The following is a 21,839-nucleotide window of genomic DNA, read 5'->3' as shown; positions in this document are numbered from 1 at the left end:
TTTTTTGTATTTTGCGAGCTACTTCATAGAATTTTAATACCACACAAAAATTTTGATAGATAATTTAGAATACAATACAGAACGAGAGCACTTAATTATTCCTGAGTATGGGCGTCATCTTCAAAAAATGATTAACCATGCTAAAACCAGAGAAACAAAAGAAGAGCGCGAAAAATTAGCAAAAGCCATTATATCTGTAATGGGCAATTTGCAACCGCATTTACGTGATGTTCCAGATTTTCAGCATAAGTTATGGGATCAGTTATTTATCATGTCTAATTTTGAATTAGATGTAGATTCTCCATATCCAAAACCATCCAAAGAGGTGCTTTCTGAACGTCCAGATCCTTTAAAATATCCACAAAACCATCCAAAGTATCGTTTTTATGGTAATAATATTAAAACGATGATTGATGTGGCTAACACTTGGGAAGAAGGTGAGTTAAAAGAAGCATTACTCTACACTATTGCTAACCACATGAAAAAGTGTTTCTTAAATTGGAATAAAGATACGGTTGAAGATGCCGTTATTTACGATCATTTATATGAACTTTCCAACGGAAAAATAGATTTGCGAAATTCTGAAGAAGATTTATCAGATTCTAGCAGTTTAATGCGTTCTAAAACTAAATACAGTAACAAAAAGAAGAAAAACACTAGCCACCGTTCTAGAAAACGCCACTAAATCTTTTATGGGAACATTTAAAATTGAAGGAGGCCACCAACTTAAAGGGAGCATACAGCCTCAAGGAGCAAAAAACGAAGCTTTACAAATTTTATGTGCAGTTTTATTAACTCCAGAGAAAGTAACCATTAACAATATTCCAGATATTATTGATGTTAACAAGCTTATTAATTTATTGAGAAAGCTAGGTGTTAAAGTCGAAAAATTATCTAAAGGGACTTATTCTTTTCAAGCAGACGATGTAAATTTAAAGTATTTAGAATCAGATCAATTTAAGGTAGATGGTCGTGGACTTAGAGGCTCCATAATGATTGTAGGGCCATTACTAGCGCGATTTGGAAAAGGTTACATTCCAAAACCAGGAGGCGATAAAATTGGGCGTCGTCGTTTAGATACCCATTTTGAAGGTCTTATAAAACTAGGTGCTAAATTTGGTTATAGTAGAGAGGAGCAGTTCTACGGTGTGGAAGCCAAAAAACTTAAAGGCACTTATATGCTTTTAGAGGAGGCTTCTGTAACAGGTACTGCAAATATTGTAATGGCTGCCGTTTTAGCTGAAGGACAAACTACAATTTACAATGCAGCTTGCGAACCTTATTTACAGCAATTGTGTAAAATGCTGAACAGAATGGGCGCAAAAATTAGTGGTGTAGGCTCTAACATGTTAATTATTGATGGTGTTGAAAGTTTAGGAGGTACAGAACATACTATGCTTCCCGATATGATTGAAATTGGGAGTTGGATTGGTCTTGCGGCTATGACTAAAAGCGAGCTTACCATTAAAAATGTAAGTTGGAACGATTTAGGCCTAATTCCCAATGTATTTAGAAAACTGGGTATTACTGTTGAAAAACAAGGAGACGATATACATATTCCTGCACATACTAATGGTTATGAAATACAAAGCTTTATAGACGGTTCTATTTTAACCATTTCTGATGCACCTTGGCCAGGGTTTACACCAGATTTGTTAAGTATTATTTTGGTAGTAGCAACCCAAGCTAGAGGCAGTGTTTTAATTCATCAAAAAATGTTTGAAAGTCGTTTGTTTTTTGTGGATAAACTGATAGATATGGGGGCAAAAATTATTCTTTGCGATCCGCATAGGGCTACAGTTATTGGTCACGATTTTAAATCAACCCTTAAAGCTACTACTATGACATCTCCAGATATTAGGGCTGGTGTATCGTTGTTAATTGCTGCGTTGTCTGCTAAAGGCACTTCAACCATTCAAAATATAGAGCAGATAGATCGTGGGTATGAGAATATCGATGAGCGTTTACGTGCTATAGGTGCTAAAATAGAACGTATTTAATTTAATAACATAGCGGTTTTACGTTTTTTTCTAGTTTCACCGGTAGATAAATTTATGGTGGTGCTTACAGTTAGTCCTCATGCAGTTGTAGCTAACCACTACTCGCCAGTATTAAATGTATTGTCTTTTTGTTGGCTATCGTAAACTTACTTTGTTAAACCAGCAAGTGTAGCAGCAACTAGGCTATACCTAAATACTTTTTTCTTGTTTTTGGTTGATGCATATACAACAGCATACGTACCACCAAAAATTATTGCTCCCACAGTAAAATGTAATTTATCGTAAGTTGATATGCTTTACGAATAGCATACTTTAAGTGTAAAAGAAAAAAAGTAGAGTAGTAATCTCATATAATATGTTCTATAGGTTTAACACATAAGTTTAATAATGTAATGTTGCACAAGTGTTTAGCCAAAGTGTTGTTTTTCATTGATTATTGGCTTCAAAATTTTAGTATCTTTAGTTTTAAATACACAATCCTTTAATTATTTCAGTTATGTTTAAATCTTTATTGTCTCTTTTTGTTGTTTTAGTAATAGTTACATCTTGTGGAAAGAAAAAGGAAAACAGCAGCACTACTAGCGAAACAGCTACAGTTACCCCTACATTAGAATTGCTTTGGGAAACAGATTCTTTATTAACGACTTGCGAATCAGTTTTATACGACAAAAATACACAAACCATATATGTGGCTAATATTAATGATGGGCCTTGGGTAAAAGATAACAATGGTTTTATTTCTACCATAAATACTAAAGGAGAAATAACACAATTAAAATGGGTAGAAGGCTTAAGTGCGCCAAAAGGTATGGGGCTATATGATGGAAAATTGTATGTTAATGACATAGATGATATAGTTGAAATTGATATAGACAAGGGCATAATTTCCAACAGGTATACTATAGAAGATAACCCCCAATTGAATGATTTAACAGTAGATTCTGATGGTATAGTTTACAGTTCTGGTTCTAACTCTAATAAAATTCATAAATTAGAAAATGGAGTTATAACTGTTGCAGCCACAAACCCAGAAGGCAAAAGACTAAACGGTTTATTATGGCAAGAAGAAGGTATTTATTATGCAGATTTTGCAAAAGCCGTTTTTGGACTAGTAAGCCATAAAGATCAAACCTTTAAAGCTTACATTGAAGATTTAAATGATGCCGATGGCATCATTAGATTAGATAATGGCGATTTTATTGTTTCTGGATGGAAAGGTGCCTTGTTTTATGTTGATGCCAAAACATGGACTAAAACAAAACTTTTAGACACTACAGAACAATCTATACATGCCGCAGATATAGATTATATAGCAGCTACCCAAACCTTATTGGTGCCAACATTTTTTCATAATAGGGTTATGGCTTACAAACTAAAATTTTAGTCGTCCATTCAATATGTCTAAAAAGGGGATATTGAATTCGTTCTTTTACTCTCATTACTAGAAAATTTGGTTTTCTGCATATCATTGCTGTAAAAAATATGTTTTAAAATTTTGGTTTAAGTTTTTACCTTCACTTTAATAGTGATGAGGTAAAAAGGTTAAATGCCCTACCACTTACATCATACATTTTACTAAAAAAAGTAAATGCATTTGGCTACCTATTTTTTTGTTTTGGGCACATTTTAACAATTAAAGCTTTTTATATTTAAAACATTAAAACGTTTTAAAGAACATGAAGAAAGTATTGGCTGTTATATTGGTTGTAGTGGTGGTTTTTATTGGTTTGGTGTATTGGTCTACTAGTAGTACAGATAAGGTTTTTAACACCTGCAGTTTATTGGGCAATAAAAATATAAACGAGGTAGATTTTTTTAAATACGATTCTGTTCTACTCATACCTAACGATATGTATAAAAGTGATAAGGTAAAAGACATTATTCAAGGTCAGCAGTATAGAAAAGCGTGGTCTACTCCAGTAAAATTTCCAATACTTTTTTTAGATAAATTTCAGGGAGGAGTTCAAGTTTTAGAAGAAGGCGGAGGAAAGCAAACACATTCTTTAGATATAAAGGATGCCAATGGTACTGTGTATACATTAAGAAGTATAAATAAAGACCCTGAAGCACTTGTTCCAGAGGTTTTAAGAGTTTTAAATTTAGAAAATGTGGTAATAGATGGTATTTCGGCACAACATCCTTACGGTGCAATTCTAGCTGCAGAATTGGCCGATGCCGTAGGTATAAGACATACAAGCCCTAAAGCGGTTTTTCTGCCAAAACAGGAAAACCTTGGGAAATATAATGAGGAGTATGGTAACCGTTTATTCCTTTTGGAATACGAAACTGAAGGTAAAATAAACTGGACAGATATACCCAACGTTATAGAAATTATGGATTCTGATGATTTACAAAAACTAAAACACGAACACGGTGATAAAGTAGCCATTAATAAAGCTGAATTTATAAAAACACGCTTGTTTGATATGGTGATTGGAGATTGGGACAGACATGGCAAACAATGGGGATGGATTGTAGAACAAAAAAACGATAGTTTTATAGCGCATCCTCTAGCAGGAGACCGCGATAATGCATTTTTTAACATAGATGGAATAGTGCCTATACTAATTTCTAATAAATACTTGGTTCCAGAAATGCGACCTTTTGAAAATGATATTGATTTTTTTGAAGGTTTAGTGTATCCCATAGATCGGTATTTTCTTTTAAACACAGAAACATCGGTGTTTGTACAACAAGCTGAAGAACTTCAAAATAGCTTAACCGATAGTGTAATAGATAATGCTTTTAAGGTATGGCCAAAACCTATTGCGCAGCTAGACCAACAGGAAATTACAGAAAAGCTAAAAGGCAGAAGAAGACATTTGAAAGCATACGCTAAAAAATTCAAGCAAACCATTGATGAATTGGGGGCGCTAAACAAGGCTATAAAAGGTTCGGAAGATGAAAATTTACCAAAAGATTTAATAGCCTGTTTCGATTGCAACCTGTAACGCTAAAACTTTTTCGCTTAACATATCAATAAAACCTTGGTGTTATAAATTCTTCATTCTTTAATTTTATCGGTCAATATTTTACTCTTCAGTTTTCTTAGATAGTGTCCAACATTTCGTATTTTTACAAATATTAGAATTAATAAAATATGTAGTAGCACATGTTGAAAGCAGAGGTCTTAAAACAAGCTAATTCAGCTTGTAAAAACACGTTAATGGAAACGTTACATATTGAAATTGTAGATTTTGGTGATAATTTTTTAATTGCAAAAATGCCTGTAACACCAAGAGTTCATCAGCCCGATGGTGTTTTACACGGAGGAGCAACTGTAGCTTTGGCAGAAAGTGTAGGTAGTTTTGCATCGCATATTTTTACCGATGTGGAAAAATATTTTGTAAGAGGTATAGAGATTTCTGCAAACCACATTAAAAGTGTTAAAACAGGCAACGTTTATGCTAAGGCAACTTTTTTGCACAAAGGCCGTACCACACAATTGTTAGATATAAAAGTTACTGATGATGATGATAACTTAATATCTATATGCAAGTTATCTACAATTACATTGCCTAAAACATCATAGTTACATGGTTTTAGACGATTTTTTTAAAGCTGTAGCGCAGCAGTACAAAAATAAACTTCCGTTTGTAATTTACCGAAAACCCAATACGCTTGATGTAAAAGGTATGCTTCAAAAGGATACAGCATTGCATATTACTGAAGATTTCAAAGCTTCAGGATTTGTTTTTGCTCCTTTTGATGATAAGTTTCCTGCTATTATTTTACCCGTTCAATACTCTAAACAGATATTAACTACATACAAACAATCAAATTTAAACACAAGTTATAGTAGTAAAACGTTCAATACTTACGATAAAGAGAAAAGCTTTCATATTAATTTAGTTAAAAAAGGAATTAACCTTATCAAAAAAGGAGAATTACAAAAAGTAGTGCTATCTAGAAAAGAAACGGTGGCGTTTCAAAATGAAGATATATTCACCATATTTCAAAAGTTGCTAGCAACCTATACATCTGCATTTGTGTATTGTTGGTATCATCCAGAAATAGGGTTGTGGTTAGGAGCAACTCCAGAGACACTATTAAAAATTGAAGACAGAAATTTTTCTATAATGGCTTTGGCTGGTACGCAAAATTACAACGGCACTTTAAACGTGGTTTGGCAAAATAAAGAAATAAAAGAGCAACAATTTGTTACAGATTTTATATTAAATAATATAAAATCTAGAGTAGAAAACATAAAGGTCTCTAATGTTGAAACTGTAAAAGCTGGTAACCTTCTACATTTACGCACTTTAATAAAAGGCCGTTTAAGTTCTCAAAATTTTAATTTAAAAAAGTTACTTTACGATCTACATCCAACACCTGCCGTTTGTGGCTTACCCAAAGCATTGGCCAAAACTTTTATTTTAGAAAACGAAAACTACAATAGAACATTTTACACAGGTTTTTTGGGAGAGTTGAATATAGAGGCAACTGTAACTCCTAGAACCGGTAAGCGTAATATTGAAAATAGGGCATATGCTTTAAAACGGAAGAGCACTCAGCTATATGTAAATTTACGCTGTATGGAGATAAATGGTAACGAAGCCTTTATTTATGTAGGTGGAGGTATAACCGATACATCTAACCCGGAAAGCGAGTGGGAGGAAACGGTATCAAAATCTATGGTAGTTAAAAAGGTGTTATAGCTAAAGGCTTTTGCAAGGTATTTCATTATTTTTGCAATAAGATTGAAGCTAGATGATATATCCAAAAATTCCATTGGCACAAACAGTGATACAATTGTGCAAAGCGAAACACATACAGCATATAATTATTTCACCGGGAAGCCGTAGCGCTCCATTAACAATTGGTTTTACAAATGATGATTTCTTTAAGTGCTACAGTATTGTAGACGAGCGTTGTGCTGCTTTTTTTGCTATGGGAATCGCACAACAAATTAAAGCGCCTACAGCTTTGGTATGTACATCTGGTAGTGCGTTATTAAATTATTATCCAGCAGTAGCAGAGGCTTATTATAGCGATATTCCGCTTGTGGTTTTATCAGCAGACAGACCAAAGCATTTGGTAGGTATTGGCGATGGGCAAACTATTAACCAAAAAAATGTTTACGAAAATCATATTCTGTATTCAGCAAATCTTAAGTTAGATTTAAAAGACGAAAAAAAAGTACCGAGTAACGATGAATTGCCCATCATGAAAAACTTGGAAAGTAAATTGGAACGTTTTTTAGGACTACAAAAAGATATACAAGAGCATAACGAACAAGAAATTAATACAGCAATTAATTTTGCTAAACTTAAAAACGGCCCTGTTCATATAAATATTCCTTTTGATGAACCATTGTATGAAACCGTTAAAACACTTTCTGTTAGTCCAAAAAATAATGTAATTGTAAAGGAGCCACAAGAGGTAGATGATTATATACTGAAGGAATGTATTGAAGATTGGAGTGTCGCATCAAAAAAAATGATTTTAGTAGGTGTACACTCACCAAATAAAATACAAAAACAGTGGCTAGAAGAACTAGCAAAAGATGATAGTGTTATAGTATTTACCGAAACCACATCTAATTTGCATCATAAAAGCTTTTTACCAAGTATAGATCAAATTATAGCACCATTATCAGAAGAAGAGCAAAAAGCACTGCAACCAGATATTTTGTTAACGTTTGGCGGTTTAATTGTTTCAAAAAAGATAAAAGCAATACTTAGAAAATTTAAACCAAAACAGCATTGGCATATAGATGAAAAACAAGCTAACGACACTTTTTTCTGTTTAACAAAACACATTGAAACATCTCCAGAACTATTTTTTAAATCGTTATTAACCAAGGTGGCGCATTATAAAAAGAGCGATTATAAACCTAAATGGCTAAAAGTAAAACAGAAACGCCTAAAAAAGCATGAGCAATATCTTAGCAAAATACCATTTAGCGATTTTACTGTTTTTAACACCGTTTTAAAACATATACCCAATAATACAGTATTGCAGGTAGGTAATAGTTCAGCAATTAGGTACACACAACTATTTAGTATAAATAAAACATTAGAGGTGTTTTGTAATAGAGGCACTAGCGGAATAGATGGCAGTACATCTACAGCTATTGGTTGTGCTGTTGCTAATAAAAAACAAACCGTTTTTATAACAGGAGATTTAAGCTTTTTTTACGACAGTAACGCGCTTTGGAATAATTACATTCCAACTAACTTTAGGATTATTGTTGTAAATAACGAGGGCGGTGGTATATTTAGAATTTTACCTGGGCACAAAAATACAGAAAATTTCGATACATATTTTGAGACCAGACATCAGTTAAACGCAGCACATTTATGTAAGATGTTTAATTTTGAATACCATACCGCAACTGATGATACTTCATTAAAACAAGAATTAAACACATTTTTTTCAGACTCTAACACACCAAAACTTTTAGAAATTTTTACTCCCAAGGCACTTAATGATGAAATACTCCTAGATTATTTTAAATTTATTAAATAACCCAATGTGACTTAACATAAGTTAATGTGTCTAAAAATTGATTATATTTAAGAAATAAATATATTAACCTAAAAAAATACTATTAATCATGAGTAAACGTGACGAGCTTATTGCAAAGTATGCTGCAGATTTAAAAGACAAATGTGGTGTTAATGCCGATATGGATTTGTTAACCAAGGTAACCATTGGCTGTGGACCATCAATCTATAATGCCGATGCTTCAACTGTTTCAGGATCAGATGCCTCTGAGTTAGAAACTGTAAAAAACAATTTCTTAATAAAAAAACTAGGATTAAGCGCTAGTGATGATTTAGATGGTGCTATTGCCGCCGTTATGGATAAATATGGACAATCTAACCGTAATAAATACAGAGCTGTAGTTTATTATTTGTTAACAAAACACTTTGGTAAAGAGTCTGTTTACTAGTAGATAAATAACAAAACTTAAAAGCGTTGCAATTGCAGCGCTTTTTTTTGTACTTTATTATATGTAAACACGCTAGTTGCTTCTACTTTCACTATTGGTTTTAGCAAAGAGTTACTTTAGGTATTTAAACTTATACTGTGTAGCGAAAGTATTTAGTAAACTAAAGAAAGCCCATTCTTTTTGCGTTGTGCCATAATAATAAAATGTTACCTTTGCCTACTATGGAATTAGGACAAATAAATACTCTAGAAATACTACGTGAAACAGATCACGGCGTGTATTTAATTGATGATGAAGATAACGAGGTATTATTACCTAATAGATATGTGCCTTCTGAGTTTAAAATTTGGGATAAAATAGATGTTTTTATTTATCTTGATAATGAAGAGCGACTTGTAGCAACAACCGATATACCATATATAAAGCGCAATGAATTTGCTTTATTAAGATGCAATCAAGTAACAGATTTTGGTGCTTTTTTAGATTGGGGATTAGTTAAGGAGCTATTTTGTCCTTTTAAGGAGCAGGCCTTTAAAATGAAACCTGGTGGTTGGTATTTGGTACATTGTTATTTAGATGAAAAAACAGAGCGTTTAGTAGCTTCTAGTAAAACCAATCGTTTTTTAGACAATAAAGAGTTAACCGTAGAACAGTTCCAAGAAGTAGATTTAATAGTATCTCATCCTTCAGATATTGGTTGGAACGTTATTGTAAATAAAAAACATATAGGGTTAATTTATAAGGATAATATTTTTAGAGATATTAGTGTTGGCGATAAGTTAAAAGGCATTGTAAAAAAAATTCGCCCTGGTAACAAACTAGATATTACATTAGAAAAAATAGGATATAGAAATATTGAGCCTAACGCACAACGTATTCTTAAAGAATTAGAAGATAATAGTGGGTTTTTAAATCTTACCGATAAATCTAATCCCGAGCTCATAAAAGACACACTTCAAATGAGCAAAAAAAATTTTAAGAAAGCTATTGGTAGTTTATATAAGCAGCGCCAAATTGAGATTAAACCAGATGGTATTTATCTAGTTTAAAGAAAACAAGCTGCTGTTTTTTACTCTATTATAAACATAATTTATGGCATCGTAAATTGTGTCGTAGTCTACCTTTTCCGAAATGCAAAAATCGTTTTCCATTGTTGCGTTCATCTTCGAAGCTAAGTCATGACCCACAACACCATAAGCTTTTAAGTTACTTACTTTTTCCCGATATGTAGGAGTGCTCAATAAATCTACAGAATAAGAATTAACTCTGTTTGCCACAACGCCAAAAGGCTTAGTTTCTCCAAAATAAGATTTTAGTTCGTCTATAATTAATGGCGCATTATTAACATCAAAATGTATACCTTCATTTAATTCAACCACAGCTATGTGGTTAAAGAAAAATATGTTTCCTAATTTGTTTTGTACAAACTCTATAATTTGATTTGAAAAATCAGACTCTAGTATTCTCATTATTATGCAAATCTTTACCTCGTTGCGCTAGGTGGATTAAAATTACTAAACTTTTTAAATGTCTAGTATTAAGACACATACCAAATAAAATAGTCACAACACTCATAAAAAATTAAATGTTTAACTATGTTAGTGTAGTTGAAAAAGCAGTTAATTCGCTGGTAATCAAGTATTTTATTGTTTTTTAATAACATCTTAAAAGTGCATTTCAAATTGATTATTTTTGCGTTATGATTATAAAAGATACCATAGTAGCTTTAGCAACACCATCTGGTGCTGGTGCTATTGCCGTAATTCGCTTATCGGGAGCACAAGCCATTTCTTTAGTAGAGAAACAGTTTAAATCTGTTTCAGGGAAACGTTTGGGAGAGCAAAAAACGCATACCATACATTTAGGGCATATTGTAGATGGTAATATTACTTTAGATGAGGTTTTGGTATCGGTTTTTAAAAATCCAAATTCGTATACAGGTGAAGATGTAATAGAAATATCGTGCCATGGTTCAAATTACATCCAGCAAGAAATAATTCAATTATTTTTACGAAAAGGCTGTAGAATGGCAAATGCTGGAGAGTTTACTTTAAGAGCTTTTTTAAATGGTAAACTAGACCTAAGTCAAGCCGAAGCCGTAGCCGATTTAATTGCTAGTGATAATGCCGCTTCACATCAAATTGCTATGCAACAGATGCGCGGTGGGTTTTCTTCTGAAATTGCGAAATTGCGAGAAGAACTTTTAAATTTTGCATCATTAATAGAGCTAGAGCTAGATTTTGCAGAAGAAGATGTAGAGTTTGCCGATAGAACTCAATTTAAGGATTTAATACACAGAATAACCTTTGTGTTAAAACGTTTAATAGACTCTTTTGCTGTTGGAAATGTAATTAAAAACGGTATTCCTGTGGCCATAGTTGGTGAACCCAACGTTGGAAAATCTACATTATTAAATGCCCTGTTAAATGAAGAGCGCGCCATAGTTTCAGAAATTGCAGGCACCACTCGCGATACTATAGAAGACGAAATTACAATAGGAGGTATAGGATTTAGGTTTATAGATACCGCAGGAATTCGAGAAACAAAAGATGTAGTTGAAAGTATAGGTATTAAAAAAACCTTTGAAAAGATAGAGCAGGCACAGGTAGTGGTATATCTTTTTGAGGCCGATGTTATTTCTAGAGATACTGAAAAATCTAAAGCTATAAGGTTGGAAGTAGAAAAAATAAAGAATAAATATCCGCAAAAACCACTTATAGTTTTGGCTAATAAAGTGGATAAGATAAGCGAACACGAAATCTTAGACCTTAATACACAAATTCCAGAATTACAGTTTATATCTGCTAAAACTTCGTTTGGTGTTGAAAAATTAACGGATACTTTATTAAACCTCATCAATACAGGCGCATTACGAAATAACGAGACCATTATAACTAACACGCGGCATTATGATGCGCTTTTAAAGGCTTTTGAAGAGATTCAAAAAGTAAAAGAGGGATTAGAAACTGGGTTGTCTGGCGACTTATTAGCCATAGACATCCGTCAGGCGCTTTACCATTTTGGAGAGATTACAGGGCAGATTACCAACGATGATTTGTTAGGTAATATTTTTGCTAATTTTTGTATTGGGAAGTAACTTACTTTCTTTTATTTGTTAATCCTTTGTTATTGTTGGTTTTATAGTGTTTTATCTTCTTTTATTTGTTGCTTATTTACTCTTTTTTGATTAAATTTGTTGTATATCTGTTGCCTTAAATATGGATTTGTTGCCCAAATCTGTTGGCGAAAATAAAGGCGAAATGATGCACCATAACGCACCACGTTGCACCATTACGCTACATAAAGCACCATTTATGAGCAGTAATTTATTCATTCCTAAAACTTGTAAGCATTGCGGTAATGCCTTCACAGCACGTACAACAGTTACTAAATACTGTGGCGATACTTGTGCAAAAAGAGCATATAAGGCACGTAAGCGTAAAGAAAAAATCCAAGCTACTCTTACTGAAGATATGCAACAGCAAAAACAAGTTGTTGAAGTTCACAATCCTAATGCTGTAAATAACAAGGATTTTTTAAGCGTTACAGAAGCCTCACAACTTATTGGTGTGAGTAGATGGACCATTCAAAGAATGATTCAACAAGGACGTTTAAAAGCAGTTCCTTTTGGTAGAAAGCGTATTGTGGCCAGATGGCAAATAGAAAACCTCTTTAATTAATTCCATTATGAAAGTAACATTAAGACAACGCAAGAAAAACGACAAAATAAGCCTGTATTTAGATTACTATCATAAAGGTAAACGTAAAACCGAATACTTACGCTTATACCTTACACCAAATCCTAAAACCAAAACGGAAAGAGAGGTAAACAGGAAAACGAAGCAACTTGCAGAAACTATTTGTGCACAACGACAGATTGAAATTCAAAACGGTATTTATGGCTTTCAAGATATTGAAAAGCTAAAAGGCAGTTTTATTACTTATATCACAGCTTTAGCAGAAAAGAAAAATACAAGCTCTGGCAATTATGGTAATTGGAATAGTATGCTAAAACATTTAAAAAAGTTTTGTCCAACTGATGTTAGTTTTCAAGATATAGACAAATCATTTGTTGAGCGTTTCAAAGAGTATTTAGATAAAGATGCAATAGGTAGAGCAGGTAAGCAATTGTCTCAAAATTCAAAATATTCATATTTCGGGAAATTTTCAGCAGCATTAAAACAGGCTGTAAAGGATGGTATATTAAAAGTAAATCCTGCAAATGGTGTTGAATACTTTAAACAAGGCGAACCTCAACGAGAATTTTTAACGCTTGATGAATTACAAAAGGCAGTTAATACAGAATGTGAACTACCTATTTTAAAAAATGCTTTTATTTTTTCAGCTTTAACCGGATTACGTTGGTCAGATATTGAAAAACTAATATGGTCAGAAATCCAGCACTCTAAAGAAATGGGATATTATATCAGATTTAGACAAAAGAAAACTAAAGGTGTAGAAACCTTACCAATATCAGACCAAGCAAGAAATCTATTAGGAGAAAAAGGTAATCCAGATGATAAAGTGTTTGATGGCTTACATTATAGTGCCTGGTCTAACTTAAAGCTACAACAATGGATGATGAAAGCAGGTATTACTAAAAATATAACCTTCCATTGCGCGCGCCATACCTACGCTACCTTACAATTAACATTGGGTACAGACATATATACAGTATCAAAATTATTAGGTCATAAAGAATTACGCACTACACAGATATATGCTAAAGTAATTGACGATAAAAAGAAAGAAGCTGCTAACCGTATTCAACTGGATTTATAATGAAAGGAAGTGTATTTTCAAGTTTGGTTTCTATAACCAATGGCTTACATAGAGATAATAGACAAAAAAAGGATTTTAAATACCTACTGTCTGATTTTAAATTGAATCCAAAAGCCAATAATGCAGTTTTTAAAGTAAACTTTAAAAAGCCTTTAAATGCGAAAAAAGAATACTACCAAAAGCTAATCTTTATTGAAACAGAAAATACAGTAGCATCATTTTCAAAAGAATTTCCCGTAAATGCAACTACACCGGAAAATAAATATAGCTATACTATTCTACTTAATAAATTTGATAAGTACTTAAATGACATTGCAACTTATATCAATAAGAGAGGAATAACAGCAGATTTAAATAATGATGATAATTATATCATAAACTACTTAAAAGTGTCTGCTATAAGATTGTATGCTGAACTACAAGAGCAATACGGTCAGTTTTCAGAAAACACAACATTTTCTATTTCAGAAATTGCAGAAAAATACTTTAATGATGAAACTTTTGATGTTAATGTGATAGAAAAGAGCACCACTAAAAAAGTTGCTACCAAAAAAACATCAAAAACGAAAGCAAAACCAAAGACTTCTTTCGGATATAAAAGTAATGACACTTCAACTTTGCTAACTGTGCTCAAACTGGTAAATCTAAAAATAGATTTGTTAGATAACCGTACAACTGTAGAACAGTTGCACGAACTCTTATTAGCAAAAGATTTCACAAATACAGAATCGCAAATTTATCTTCAATGCGAGACGACACAGTTTAGTTACCTTGTAACAAAACTTAAACCATTTTTTATTTATTTCAATCCTACGGCAATAGAACGTTCTGGAAAATTTGTTACCAAAACAGGTACGCTATTAAAGGCTAATAATCTTCACAAAAACAAAGTTCATAACCCAAAAGAAAAGGAAGAAATAGATAAAATTATCCAACAACTGCAATAAAAAACAGTAAGAATAGTAAGAAACCTTACTGTTGTCTTACCCTTGTTTTACACTCTTACTAAAATCGAGAAGCCAATTTTGAACCTTTGTCCTGTTCTTGAAAACCAAGAATGACATTTGGCCAGATGTCCATTTACTATAAACTAAAATTTTATTAGTTATGGACGAAATATTAGAACGTCTCAAAATTATTGAACAGCACGTTTTAGACAGAAACATTATTGTAAAAAACGTATTGAGCTTCAACGAAGCGTGTAAGTTTTTGGAATTATCACAATCCCATTTATACAAACTTACAAGTACAGGAACCATTCCACATTATAAACCGAATGGAAAGAAAATTTATTTTAACAGAGTCGAATTAGAAGAATGGTTATTAAGTAACCGTGTTGATTCACAAGATGAAATCGAACAGCAAGCTGCCGATTACCTAATTAAGAAAGGAGCGGTGAAGTTATGACTGAAATAATCGATTTAATCTTGGCACTCTCGCAAGATATCAAGGACTTAAAAGCACGTATCGAATTGTTGCGACAATCGAGAGCAGAAGTATTAAAGGATACGTGGATAGACAATCAAGATGTATTGCAGACTTTACATATTAGTAAGCGTACGTTGCAAACTTTAAGAACCAATGGCACTTTGCCTTACAGCAAAGTAAAAGGTAAATTTTACTATAGAGTTGCTGACATAGAGCAATTGCTTCAAGATAACTACTACAACCATAATTTCAAGCAAGATGGAAATAAGTAGAGAAGCAATTTTAGACAAAACACATTATGGCTTAAAGATTTATGCCTATGTGTTAAGACAGTATTATCCTGATACAACAGTCCTTTCCGTAAAAGGAAGGGACTGCGGGATAACTCGTAACCCATTTAATGGTGGAAAAGAAACTTTACGGATTCATATTGATGGAGTGATTGCAACCCATAGAGATACCGAACTAAAAACCTTTAACGGTGATGTATTTGAATTTGCCAAATATCATTTTAAAACTATTGATGAAGCTGATTTATTGCAGAAAATAAATGAAGCAGTACATCTGAATTTAGAAATCAAAGAAAATGACGAGTTAGAATGGTTAAACGAACCAGACGATACCTGGTATGCTTACTGTAGCTTTTTCAAAGCACCTGTTCGTAATGTATTTCCTGCGGAAACATTGCGACTGCATCAAATATTTGCATTAATCACAAGTGATAAATACAAAAGGATTACTGAAGAATTAAGAGCAATTACCAATGTAAAAGAAGCACGTAAATTCAAAGCAAATCGCTTTGATTACGTAACACTTTCAGGAACATTTGAAAAACGAAGTGATAACAATTTGCTAAAGCATTCTAATCTATTAACGATTGATTTTGACCATTTAGAGAATTTACAAGAGTTAAGAACACAACTCTTAAATGATGAATATTTTGAAACCGAAATGCTATTCATATCACCATCTGGTGATGGTTTAAAATGGATTATTAGAATAGATATTTCAGAAGTATCACATTCAGAATATTTCACAGCAGTAGCAAATTACATTAAACACAATTATAACATTGAGGTTGACCAGTCAGGTAAAGACGTTTCCAGAGCGTGTTTTTTACCATACGACCCAACAGCCTTTTTACATAAAAGACATCAAGCATTATGACTAAAATATTTAACCCAAAAGATTGGTTAGAAGTTCCTAAAGAGCCAATAAAACCAAAAAGCAACAAGACAATAACTCAAGTTGTTGCTGTTGCTGATAACGATATTGAATCCTACATTTCAGCAATCGAGCAATCAGGTACAGACATAACAGGAGGCTATGCCACTTGGAGAGATTTAGGCTTTGCTTTAGCAGAAGAGTATGGAGAAACAGGAAGGGATTATTTTCACCGTATAAGTAAAAATTATGCAGGTTACGATGCCAAAGAGTGTGACGCACAATTCAACAAATGCCTAAACGCAAAAGGACACGGAATTACAATTGCTACCTTTTACCATTACGCACATCAATCAGGTATCAAACCGACCAAACAACAAAACAACAACGAAGTTGCAACAAACGTTGCAACTATTGTTGATACACCCAACCAAGCAATGCCAACAATACCAGAAAAGGTATATGAGAATTTGCCACAGTTTTTACAACAAGTTGTAAACCCTGCTAATGGTCAGGAAGAAAAGGACATTTTGTTATTAGGCGCATTAACAGCATTTAGTGCGTGCTTTCCTAAACTCTTCGGAATCTATGACCAACGTAAAGTGTTTTGTAATTTATATCTATTTGTTACAGCACCTGCATCTGCAGGTAAAGGAAGACTTAACCAAATTAAAAATTTGGTAGAACCTGTTCACAAGTTAAAACGGGAACAAGCCAAAGTATTAAAACAGCAATTTCAAGCAGAAACTGCTACTTACAATATGAACAAAGGCAAAGATGAAAACTTGGAAAAACCGAGTAAACCACCAGAACGAATGCTGTTTATTCCTGCTAACAATAGTGTAACAGGCGTATATCAATTAATTTCTGATAATGATGGTAGAGGATTAATTTTTGAAACCGAAGGAGATACATTAGCACAAGCCTTTAAAAGCGATTATGGTAATTATTCCGATGGATTTCGTAAAGCCTTTCATCACGAAACCATAAGCTATTATCGTAGAACCGATAGAGAATATGTAGATATTGAGAAACCGTGTTTATCAACAGTATTATCAGGGACACCAAAACAAGTGGCAACCTTAATACCCAATGCCGAAAATGGCTTGTTCAGTCGCTTTATGTTCTACTATATGAATATCAAACCAACTTGGAAAAACGTGTTTCAAAATAGCAATAAAGTAGGTTTAGACGATTACTATAACCAATTGGGTAGCGAGTTTTTAGAACTGTACAAAACCCTGAAAAACAATCCAGAGATTGAAATACGGTTAACTACAACCCAACAACAGCAATTCAATACGTTTTTTGAATCTTTACAGACCAAATACATCAACCTACAACCCGAAGAGTACATCGCAACGATAAGGCGTTTAGGCTTAATTGCGTTTAGGATAATGATGCTATTCACAGCATTTCGTATTATGGAAGATGGTGATGTAAACGCAACTAAAGAATGTGAGGATATGGATTTTAAAAACGCACTAACCATAATTTCAATTTTAGTAAAACACAGTAGTAAAGTTTTTAACGACTTACCTATTGAGCAAAAAGCAACAAAACGATTAAATAGAAAGGAACGCTTTTTAGAAAGTTTACCAAAGCAGTTTAGCAGACAAGAGTATTTAGATTTAGCCACAAAACAGAGCATACCACATAAAACCGCAGAAGGTTATATTACCAAATTTGTTGATGCAGGATTAATACACAGAGAAGCACACAATAACTACTCAAATCCTGCAAAGACATAGTTAAGGATTTCGAGGATTTAAGGAAATGATTAAATGGATTTCCTCAAATCCTCAACTTCCTCATTACCTGTTAATAACTGTTTATATCTTTTTACTTTCCTTTTGTTTCCTTTTATTAAATTAGACAAATATTGACAAGTCAAAATATCTCTAAAATGACATTTGGTAATTATATAAGGAAGTTAAGGGAAGAAAAGCAACTATTACTGCGTGAGGTTGCCTCTCAAATGAACATTGATACCGCCTTATTAAGTAAAATTGAACGTGGGACTCGTATTGCCAGAAAGGAACAAGTAGAAGATTTAGCAAAGGCTTTAAACAAAAGTGAAAGTGAGTTACTAAAGTTTTGGATGGCTGATAAAATTGTCAATATGCTTAAAGATGAATCCAACAGTACGGAAATCCTCAAAAAAGTAGAAGAAGAAATTAAGAACTTAACCAACCAAAAAAAGTAGCTTTAAATGGCATTATTTCAAACATCAGTATTAAAAACATATCTGGCGCAACAAGATAATTCAGTAGTTGAGCGTGCCTATAAAAAATACACCAAGTATTTTCACAATGCTACCATTCAAGAGAATATTAAAAACTCTAAAGAAGAACAGTACCAGGCAAAGTTTCTGGATGAGCTGTTTGTCAATGTCTTGGGTTATACGCTAAATCCAAAGCCTGATTTTAATATCACTACCGAGTTTAAAAACCAAAAAGGAGCAGGAAAAGCAGATGGAGCTATTTTAAAGGAAACCAAAGCTATTGGAGTTATTGAGCTAAAGGGAACCAACACCAAAGATTTAGAAAGCATCCGTAAACAGGCATTCGACTATAAAGCCAACCAAAAGGGTTGTGTGTATGTCATCACATCCAACTTTGAGAAGTTGCGGTTTTACATCAATGATGCTACCGAGTTTTTAGAGTTTAATCTCTTTCAGTTAGCGCCCGAAGAATTTGCTTTAATGCACCTGTGCTTACAAAAGGATAACATTCTCAACAATCTACCATTAACCATTAAAGAAGCGTCTTTAGTTGAGGAAGACAAGATTACCAAACAGTTTTACAACGACTATTCCGTATTTAAACGCGAACTCTTTAGAGACCTCGTAAAACGAAATGCCAAACGCCTAAAACAAAATGTCATTGCGAGCGAAGCGCGGCAATCTCATAATGGAGACGATAGCACCGAACTAAAAGCACTCGAAAAAAACGTAAAACTATCCCTATTCAAAAAATCACAGAAACTCATAGACCGTTTTCTGTTCATTTTCTTTGCCGAAGATAGAGACCTATTACCACCAAATTCAACCATACAGATATTAGATAAGTGGAAAGCCGACATCGATTTTGGAGACGAACGCCCATTGTATAACCTTTTTAAACAATATTTTCATTTTTTAGATGAAGGTAGAAAAGGCACAACATCAAGAGCTGAAATATATGCCTACAATGGCGGATTGTTTAAACCGGATGCCATTTTAGATAGTTTGGAGATTGATGATGACTTGCTTTACAAACACGCCTATAAACTCGCTAAATACGATTTTAGCAGTCAGGTAGATGTCAATATTTTAGGGCACATTTTTGAAAACTCACTTAACGAAATAGAAAGTGTTAATGCCGAAATTGAAGGTGGCGAGTTCGATAAGCAAAAGAGTAAGCGTAAAAAAGATGGCGTGTTCTACACACCCAAATACATTACCAAATACATTGTAGAAAATACCGTTGGTAAACTTTGCCAAGAGAAAAAAGACCAATTAGGTTTTAAGGAAGAAGCCTATTTCGAGATTAAAAAGGGAACACACCAAAACACCAAAAAGCAACTATTAGAAGTTTTAGATAATTACAGAGCGTGGTTACTGCAAATAACCATTTGCGACCCAGCTTGTGGCTCTGGTGCATTTTTAAACCAAGCGTTAGATTTTCTTATTAAAGAACACCGTTACATCGATGAGCTAAAAGCAAAAGTATTAGGTGGTGGCCTTATATTAAGCGATATAGAAAACACCATTTTAGAAAACAATATTTATGGCGTAGACCTTAATGAAGAATCTGTAGAAATTGCCAAACTATCGCTATGGTTACGCACCGCACAACCACGCCGGAAACTAAACGATTTAAGCAACAATATAAAATGTGGCAACTCATTAATTGATAGCAAAACCGTTGCAGGAGATAAAGCCTTTAATTGGCAACAAGAATTTCCACAGATATTCAATCCGTCATTGCGAGGAGGCACAACGAAGCAATCTGCTGATTTAAAACAAGGATTTGATGTAATAATTGGAAATCCACCTTATGTGAGAGCAGAATTGCTTACAAACTATTTAGGCTATTTTGAAAAGAATTATTCAGTTTACCATTCAGCAAGTGATTTATTTGCTTATTTCTATGAGTTAGGTTCAAAAATCATTAATGACAATGGATTAATGGGTTACATATCAAATACCTTTGATAAAACAACAGCTGGGAAAGTATTAAGAGAATATTTAACCAATAAAACAAGCCTAAAAGAATATATTGACTTTACAGAAGTACAAATATTTGAAGGAGCGACCACATATCCTGTTATAATTATTCTGGAAAACGGAGTAGGAAAGGATTGCAATTTTAAATACATTAAAATTCCCAAAATTGCTCAAAGTAGAGTAATTGATATTGATAATGAAAATGAAATACAAGTTTTACAATCTTCTTTAAATTCAAAGTCTTGGTCATTTTTATCTGTTGGAATGGCTAATATTTTCAACAAAATTTTACAACATACTAATTTAAGAGACAAATATGGAAAATGTTATTATGGTGTTAAAACTGCCTTAAATGATGCTTTTATAATTGATAATAATTGGTCATTTTCAGAACATATAAAGCCAATTTTAGAAGGAAAGGAAATAAAAAAATGGAATGTTCAAAAGGTAGAGCAAAAGCTAATTTTGTTTAAAAGTAAATGGACTAATGAAGTTTATGCTAATCAATCTTCAGAGACTGAAAAACTTGAAAGTTTAATAAAAGATTTTCCTCAAATTTTCAATCATTTGTTGTCTTTTAAAGAAAGAGCAATAAAACGTTATGACCAAGGTGATTATTGGTGGGAATTAAGAAATTGTGCTTATTATGATTTATTTGAGAAACCAAAAATAATTTTCCCCAATCTTCAAAACACTAATAAATTCTGTTTTGATTCAATAGGAACATTTGTTAATGCACCAGCAGTCTTTCTTCCTGTTAACAGTAAAGCATTATTGTGTGTTCTAAATTCCAAAATAGTTTGGGAGTTTCTTAAATCTATTTGTGTTGTAAGAAGTGGTGGTTATATTGAGGTAAAACCGCAATACTTTGAACAAATTCCAATTCCAGAAATTAAAAATGAGTCTGCATTAGAAAGTAAAGCTAATACCGTAATTGAACTTGTAAATGACTTTCAAATTTTAGCATCAAGGTTTCAGAACTACATATCATCACAATTTAGTTTAGAAAAACTAACACGCAAACTCGATAACTGGCACGAATTAGACTTTGCAGACTTTATAAAAGAACTCAACAAAGCCATTAAAAAAGCAGGTGGCACACCGCTTACCAAAAAAGACGAGTTTGAGTGGTTAGAACTCTTCGAGGATAACAAGAAAAAAGCCCAAGAGTTACAAACCCAAATCACCCAAACAGAAAAAACAATTGATACTATGGTGTACGATTTATATGGCTTAACACAAGAAGAACGAGAGATTGTTGAAAATTCATAAAAATTAATAATACTTGTCATTGCGAGAAGCGCAGCGACGTGGCAATCTTTTAAATTGAAACTAAAAAAATAAATATGTAAAACCC

Annotated in this window: 20 protein-coding genes; 19 read left to right on the top strand and 1 reads right to left on the bottom strand. The window is 33.0% G+C overall.

Translation table 11 applies throughout. The features are described 5' to 3' along the window. Positions 1-52 precede the first annotated feature (52 nt). The 9 genes from CLV33_RS05840 to CLV33_RS05800 all read left to right on the top strand — a co-directional run bounded on the left by CLV33_RS05840 (position 53) and on the right by CLV33_RS05800 (position 9,947). Positions 53-685 carry a DUF4290 domain-containing protein gene (locus CLV33_RS05840; RefSeq protein WP_105473082.1) on the top strand — a complete coding sequence of 211 codons (633 nt, stop codon included), beginning with the start codon at positions 53-55 and terminating at the stop codon, positions 683-685. A gap of 7 nt (positions 686-692) precedes the next feature. Then, a complete protein-coding gene (gene murA, locus CLV33_RS05835; RefSeq protein WP_105473081.1) occupies positions 693-2,000 on the top strand; it encodes a UDP-N-acetylglucosamine 1-carboxyvinyltransferase in 1,308 nt (435 codons plus the stop codon). Positions 2,001-2,496: 496 nt separating this feature from the next. Beyond that, positions 2,497-3,384 (top strand): NHL repeat-containing protein, encoded by an 888-nt coding sequence (locus tag CLV33_RS05830; protein WP_105473080.1) that lies wholly within the window; start codon positions 2,497-2,499, stop codon positions 3,382-3,384. Between the two features lie 292 nt (positions 3,385-3,676). Beyond that, on the top strand, positions 3,677-4,951 hold the full coding sequence (locus tag CLV33_RS05825; protein WP_105473079.1) for a hypothetical protein: 1,275 nt from the start codon (positions 3,677-3,679) through the stop codon (positions 4,949-4,951). 215 nt (positions 4,952-5,166) lie between these two features. Next, positions 5,167-5,532, top strand: coding sequence for a PaaI family thioesterase (locus CLV33_RS05820; RefSeq protein ID WP_244906391.1), 366 nt, complete (start codon positions 5,167-5,169; stop codon positions 5,530-5,532). Positions 5,533-5,536: 4 nt separating this feature from the next. Continuing rightward, entirely contained in the window at positions 5,537-6,658 is a 1,122-nt protein-coding gene (locus tag CLV33_RS05815) for a chorismate-binding protein (RefSeq protein ID WP_105473077.1), read from the top strand. Positions 6,659-6,710: 52 nt separating this feature from the next. Next, positions 6,711-8,471 carry a 2-succinyl-5-enolpyruvyl-6-hydroxy-3-cyclohexene-1-carboxylate synthase gene (gene menD, locus CLV33_RS05810; protein ID WP_105473076.1) on the top strand — a complete coding sequence of 587 codons (1,761 nt, stop codon included), beginning with the start codon at positions 6,711-6,713 and terminating at the stop codon, positions 8,469-8,471. 88 nt (positions 8,472-8,559) lie between these two features. Beyond that, positions 8,560-8,898 (top strand): DUF2853 family protein, encoded by a 339-nt coding sequence (locus tag CLV33_RS05805; protein WP_042240839.1) that lies wholly within the window; start codon positions 8,560-8,562, stop codon positions 8,896-8,898. Between the two features lie 221 nt (positions 8,899-9,119). Continuing rightward, positions 9,120-9,947, top strand: a complete 828-nt coding sequence (locus CLV33_RS05800) for a CvfB family protein (protein ID WP_105473144.1) — start codon at positions 9,120-9,122, stop codon at positions 9,945-9,947. On the opposite strand, the gene CLV33_RS05795 is transcribed toward CLV33_RS05800, so the two are convergent. Continuing rightward, positions 9,939-10,367: a hypothetical protein gene (locus CLV33_RS05795; protein ID WP_105473075.1), complete on the bottom strand. Its 429-nt coding sequence runs from the start codon at positions 10,365-10,367 to the stop codon at positions 9,939-9,941. The genes CLV33_RS05800 and CLV33_RS05795 overlap by 9 nt on opposite strands. 230 nt (positions 10,368-10,597) lie before the next feature. Here CLV33_RS05795 and mnmE point away from each other — a divergent pair, with 230 nt between their 5' ends. The 10 genes from mnmE to CLV33_RS05745 all read left to right on the top strand — a co-directional run bounded on the left by mnmE (position 10,598) and on the right by CLV33_RS05745 (position 21,754). Continuing rightward, positions 10,598-11,995: a tRNA uridine-5-carboxymethylaminomethyl(34) synthesis GTPase MnmE gene (gene mnmE / locus CLV33_RS05790; RefSeq protein WP_105473074.1), complete on the top strand. Its 1,398-nt coding sequence runs from the start codon at positions 10,598-10,600 to the stop codon at positions 11,993-11,995. A 121-nt stretch (positions 11,996-12,116) separates the two neighbouring features. Then, positions 12,117-12,578 (top strand): helix-turn-helix domain-containing protein, encoded by a 462-nt coding sequence (locus tag CLV33_RS05785; RefSeq protein ID WP_244906390.1) that lies wholly within the window; start codon positions 12,117-12,119, stop codon positions 12,576-12,578. A gap of 7 nt (positions 12,579-12,585) precedes the next feature. After that, complete coding sequence (locus CLV33_RS05780; protein WP_105473073.1) at positions 12,586-13,680, top strand: site-specific integrase; 1,095 nt, start codon at positions 12,586-12,588, stop codon at positions 13,678-13,680. Further along, on the top strand, positions 13,680-14,627 hold the full coding sequence (locus CLV33_RS05775; RefSeq protein ID WP_105473072.1) for a DUF6617 family protein: 948 nt from the start codon (positions 13,680-13,682) through the stop codon (positions 14,625-14,627). Before CLV33_RS05780 ends, CLV33_RS05775 begins: the two co-directional genes overlap by 1 nt. A gap of 160 nt (positions 14,628-14,787) precedes the next feature. Continuing rightward, entirely contained in the window at positions 14,788-15,087 is a 300-nt protein-coding gene (locus CLV33_RS05770; protein WP_036122936.1) for a helix-turn-helix domain-containing protein, read from the top strand. After that, positions 15,084-15,380 carry a helix-turn-helix domain-containing protein gene (locus CLV33_RS05765; protein WP_027879784.1) on the top strand — a complete coding sequence of 99 codons (297 nt, stop codon included), beginning with the start codon at positions 15,084-15,086 and terminating at the stop codon, positions 15,378-15,380. Before CLV33_RS05770 ends, CLV33_RS05765 begins: the two co-directional genes overlap by 4 nt. Then, positions 15,367-16,275, top strand: a complete 909-nt coding sequence (locus CLV33_RS05760; protein ID WP_105473071.1) for a BT4734/BF3469 family protein — start codon at positions 15,367-15,369, stop codon at positions 16,273-16,275. Before CLV33_RS05765 ends, CLV33_RS05760 begins: the two co-directional genes overlap by 14 nt. Then, a complete protein-coding gene (locus CLV33_RS05755) occupies positions 16,272-18,023 on the top strand; it encodes a DUF3987 domain-containing protein (protein ID WP_105473070.1) in 1,752 nt (583 codons plus the stop codon). Before CLV33_RS05760 ends, CLV33_RS05755 begins: the two co-directional genes overlap by 4 nt. A 155-nt stretch (positions 18,024-18,178) precedes the next feature. Continuing rightward, entirely contained in the window at positions 18,179-18,478 is a 300-nt protein-coding gene (locus CLV33_RS05750; protein ID WP_105473069.1) for a helix-turn-helix domain-containing protein, read from the top strand. Positions 18,479-18,484: 6 nt separating this feature from the next. Beyond that, on the top strand, positions 18,485-21,754 hold the full coding sequence (locus tag CLV33_RS05745; protein ID WP_105473068.1) for an Eco57I restriction-modification methylase domain-containing protein: 3,270 nt from the start codon (positions 18,485-18,487) through the stop codon (positions 21,752-21,754). Positions 21,755-21,839 lie beyond the last annotated feature (85 nt).

It is taken from the genome of Jejuia pallidilutea, from assembly GCF_002973595.1.
In the GTDB taxonomy this organism is placed as follows: domain Bacteria; phylum Bacteroidota; class Bacteroidia; order Flavobacteriales; family Flavobacteriaceae; genus Jejuia; species Jejuia pallidilutea.
Note: the sequence above shows the minus strand (reverse complement) of the source record. Positions and strands in the feature narration are given on the sequence as shown.

What these genes read in the sequence shown, in the direction of transcription:
- murA (WP_105473081.1), top strand. Translation starts at nt 693, where the DNA reads ATGGGAACATTTAAAATTGAAGGAGGCCACCAACTTAAAGGGAGCATA.
- CLV33_RS05830 (WP_105473080.1), top strand. Translation starts at nt 2,497, where the DNA reads ATGTTTAAATCTTTATTGTCTCTTTTTGTTGTTTTAGTAATAGTTACA.
- CLV33_RS05825 (WP_105473079.1), top strand. Translation starts at nt 3,677, where the DNA reads ATGAAGAAAGTATTGGCTGTTATATTGGTTGTAGTGGTGGTTTTTATT.
- CLV33_RS05820 (WP_244906391.1), top strand. Translation starts at nt 5,167, where the DNA reads ATGGAAACGTTACATATTGAAATTGTAGATTTTGGTGATAATTTTTTA.
- CLV33_RS05815 (WP_105473077.1), top strand. Translation starts at nt 5,537, where the DNA reads ATGGTTTTAGACGATTTTTTTAAAGCTGTAGCGCAGCAGTACAAAAAT.
- menD (WP_105473076.1), top strand. Translation starts at nt 6,711, where the DNA reads ATGATATATCCAAAAATTCCATTGGCACAAACAGTGATACAATTGTGC.
- CLV33_RS05805 (WP_042240839.1), top strand. Translation starts at nt 8,560, where the DNA reads ATGAGTAAACGTGACGAGCTTATTGCAAAGTATGCTGCAGATTTAAAA.
- CLV33_RS05800 (WP_105473144.1), top strand. Translation starts at nt 9,120, where the DNA reads ATGGAATTAGGACAAATAAATACTCTAGAAATACTACGTGAAACAGAT.
- CLV33_RS05795 (WP_105473075.1), bottom strand. Translation starts at nt 10,367, where the DNA reads ATGAGAATACTAGAGTCTGATTTTTCAAATCAAATTATAGAGTTTGTA.
- mnmE (WP_105473074.1), top strand. Translation starts at nt 10,598, where the DNA reads ATGATTATAAAAGATACCATAGTAGCTTTAGCAACACCATCTGGTGCT.
- CLV33_RS05785 (WP_244906390.1), top strand. Translation starts at nt 12,117, where the DNA reads ATGGATTTGTTGCCCAAATCTGTTGGCGAAAATAAAGGCGAAATGATG.
- CLV33_RS05780 (WP_105473073.1), top strand. Translation starts at nt 12,586, where the DNA reads ATGAAAGTAACATTAAGACAACGCAAGAAAAACGACAAAATAAGCCTG.
- CLV33_RS05775 (WP_105473072.1), top strand. Translation starts at nt 13,680, where the DNA reads ATGAAAGGAAGTGTATTTTCAAGTTTGGTTTCTATAACCAATGGCTTA.
- CLV33_RS05770 (WP_036122936.1), top strand. Translation starts at nt 14,788, where the DNA reads ATGGACGAAATATTAGAACGTCTCAAAATTATTGAACAGCACGTTTTA.
- CLV33_RS05765 (WP_027879784.1), top strand. Translation starts at nt 15,084, where the DNA reads ATGACTGAAATAATCGATTTAATCTTGGCACTCTCGCAAGATATCAAG.
- CLV33_RS05760 (WP_105473071.1), top strand. Translation starts at nt 15,367, where the DNA reads ATGGAAATAAGTAGAGAAGCAATTTTAGACAAAACACATTATGGCTTA.
- CLV33_RS05755 (WP_105473070.1), top strand. Translation starts at nt 16,272, where the DNA reads ATGACTAAAATATTTAACCCAAAAGATTGGTTAGAAGTTCCTAAAGAG.
- CLV33_RS05750 (WP_105473069.1), top strand. Translation starts at nt 18,179, where the DNA reads ATGACATTTGGTAATTATATAAGGAAGTTAAGGGAAGAAAAGCAACTA.
- CLV33_RS05745 (WP_105473068.1), top strand. Translation starts at nt 18,485, where the DNA reads ATGGCATTATTTCAAACATCAGTATTAAAAACATATCTGGCGCAACAA.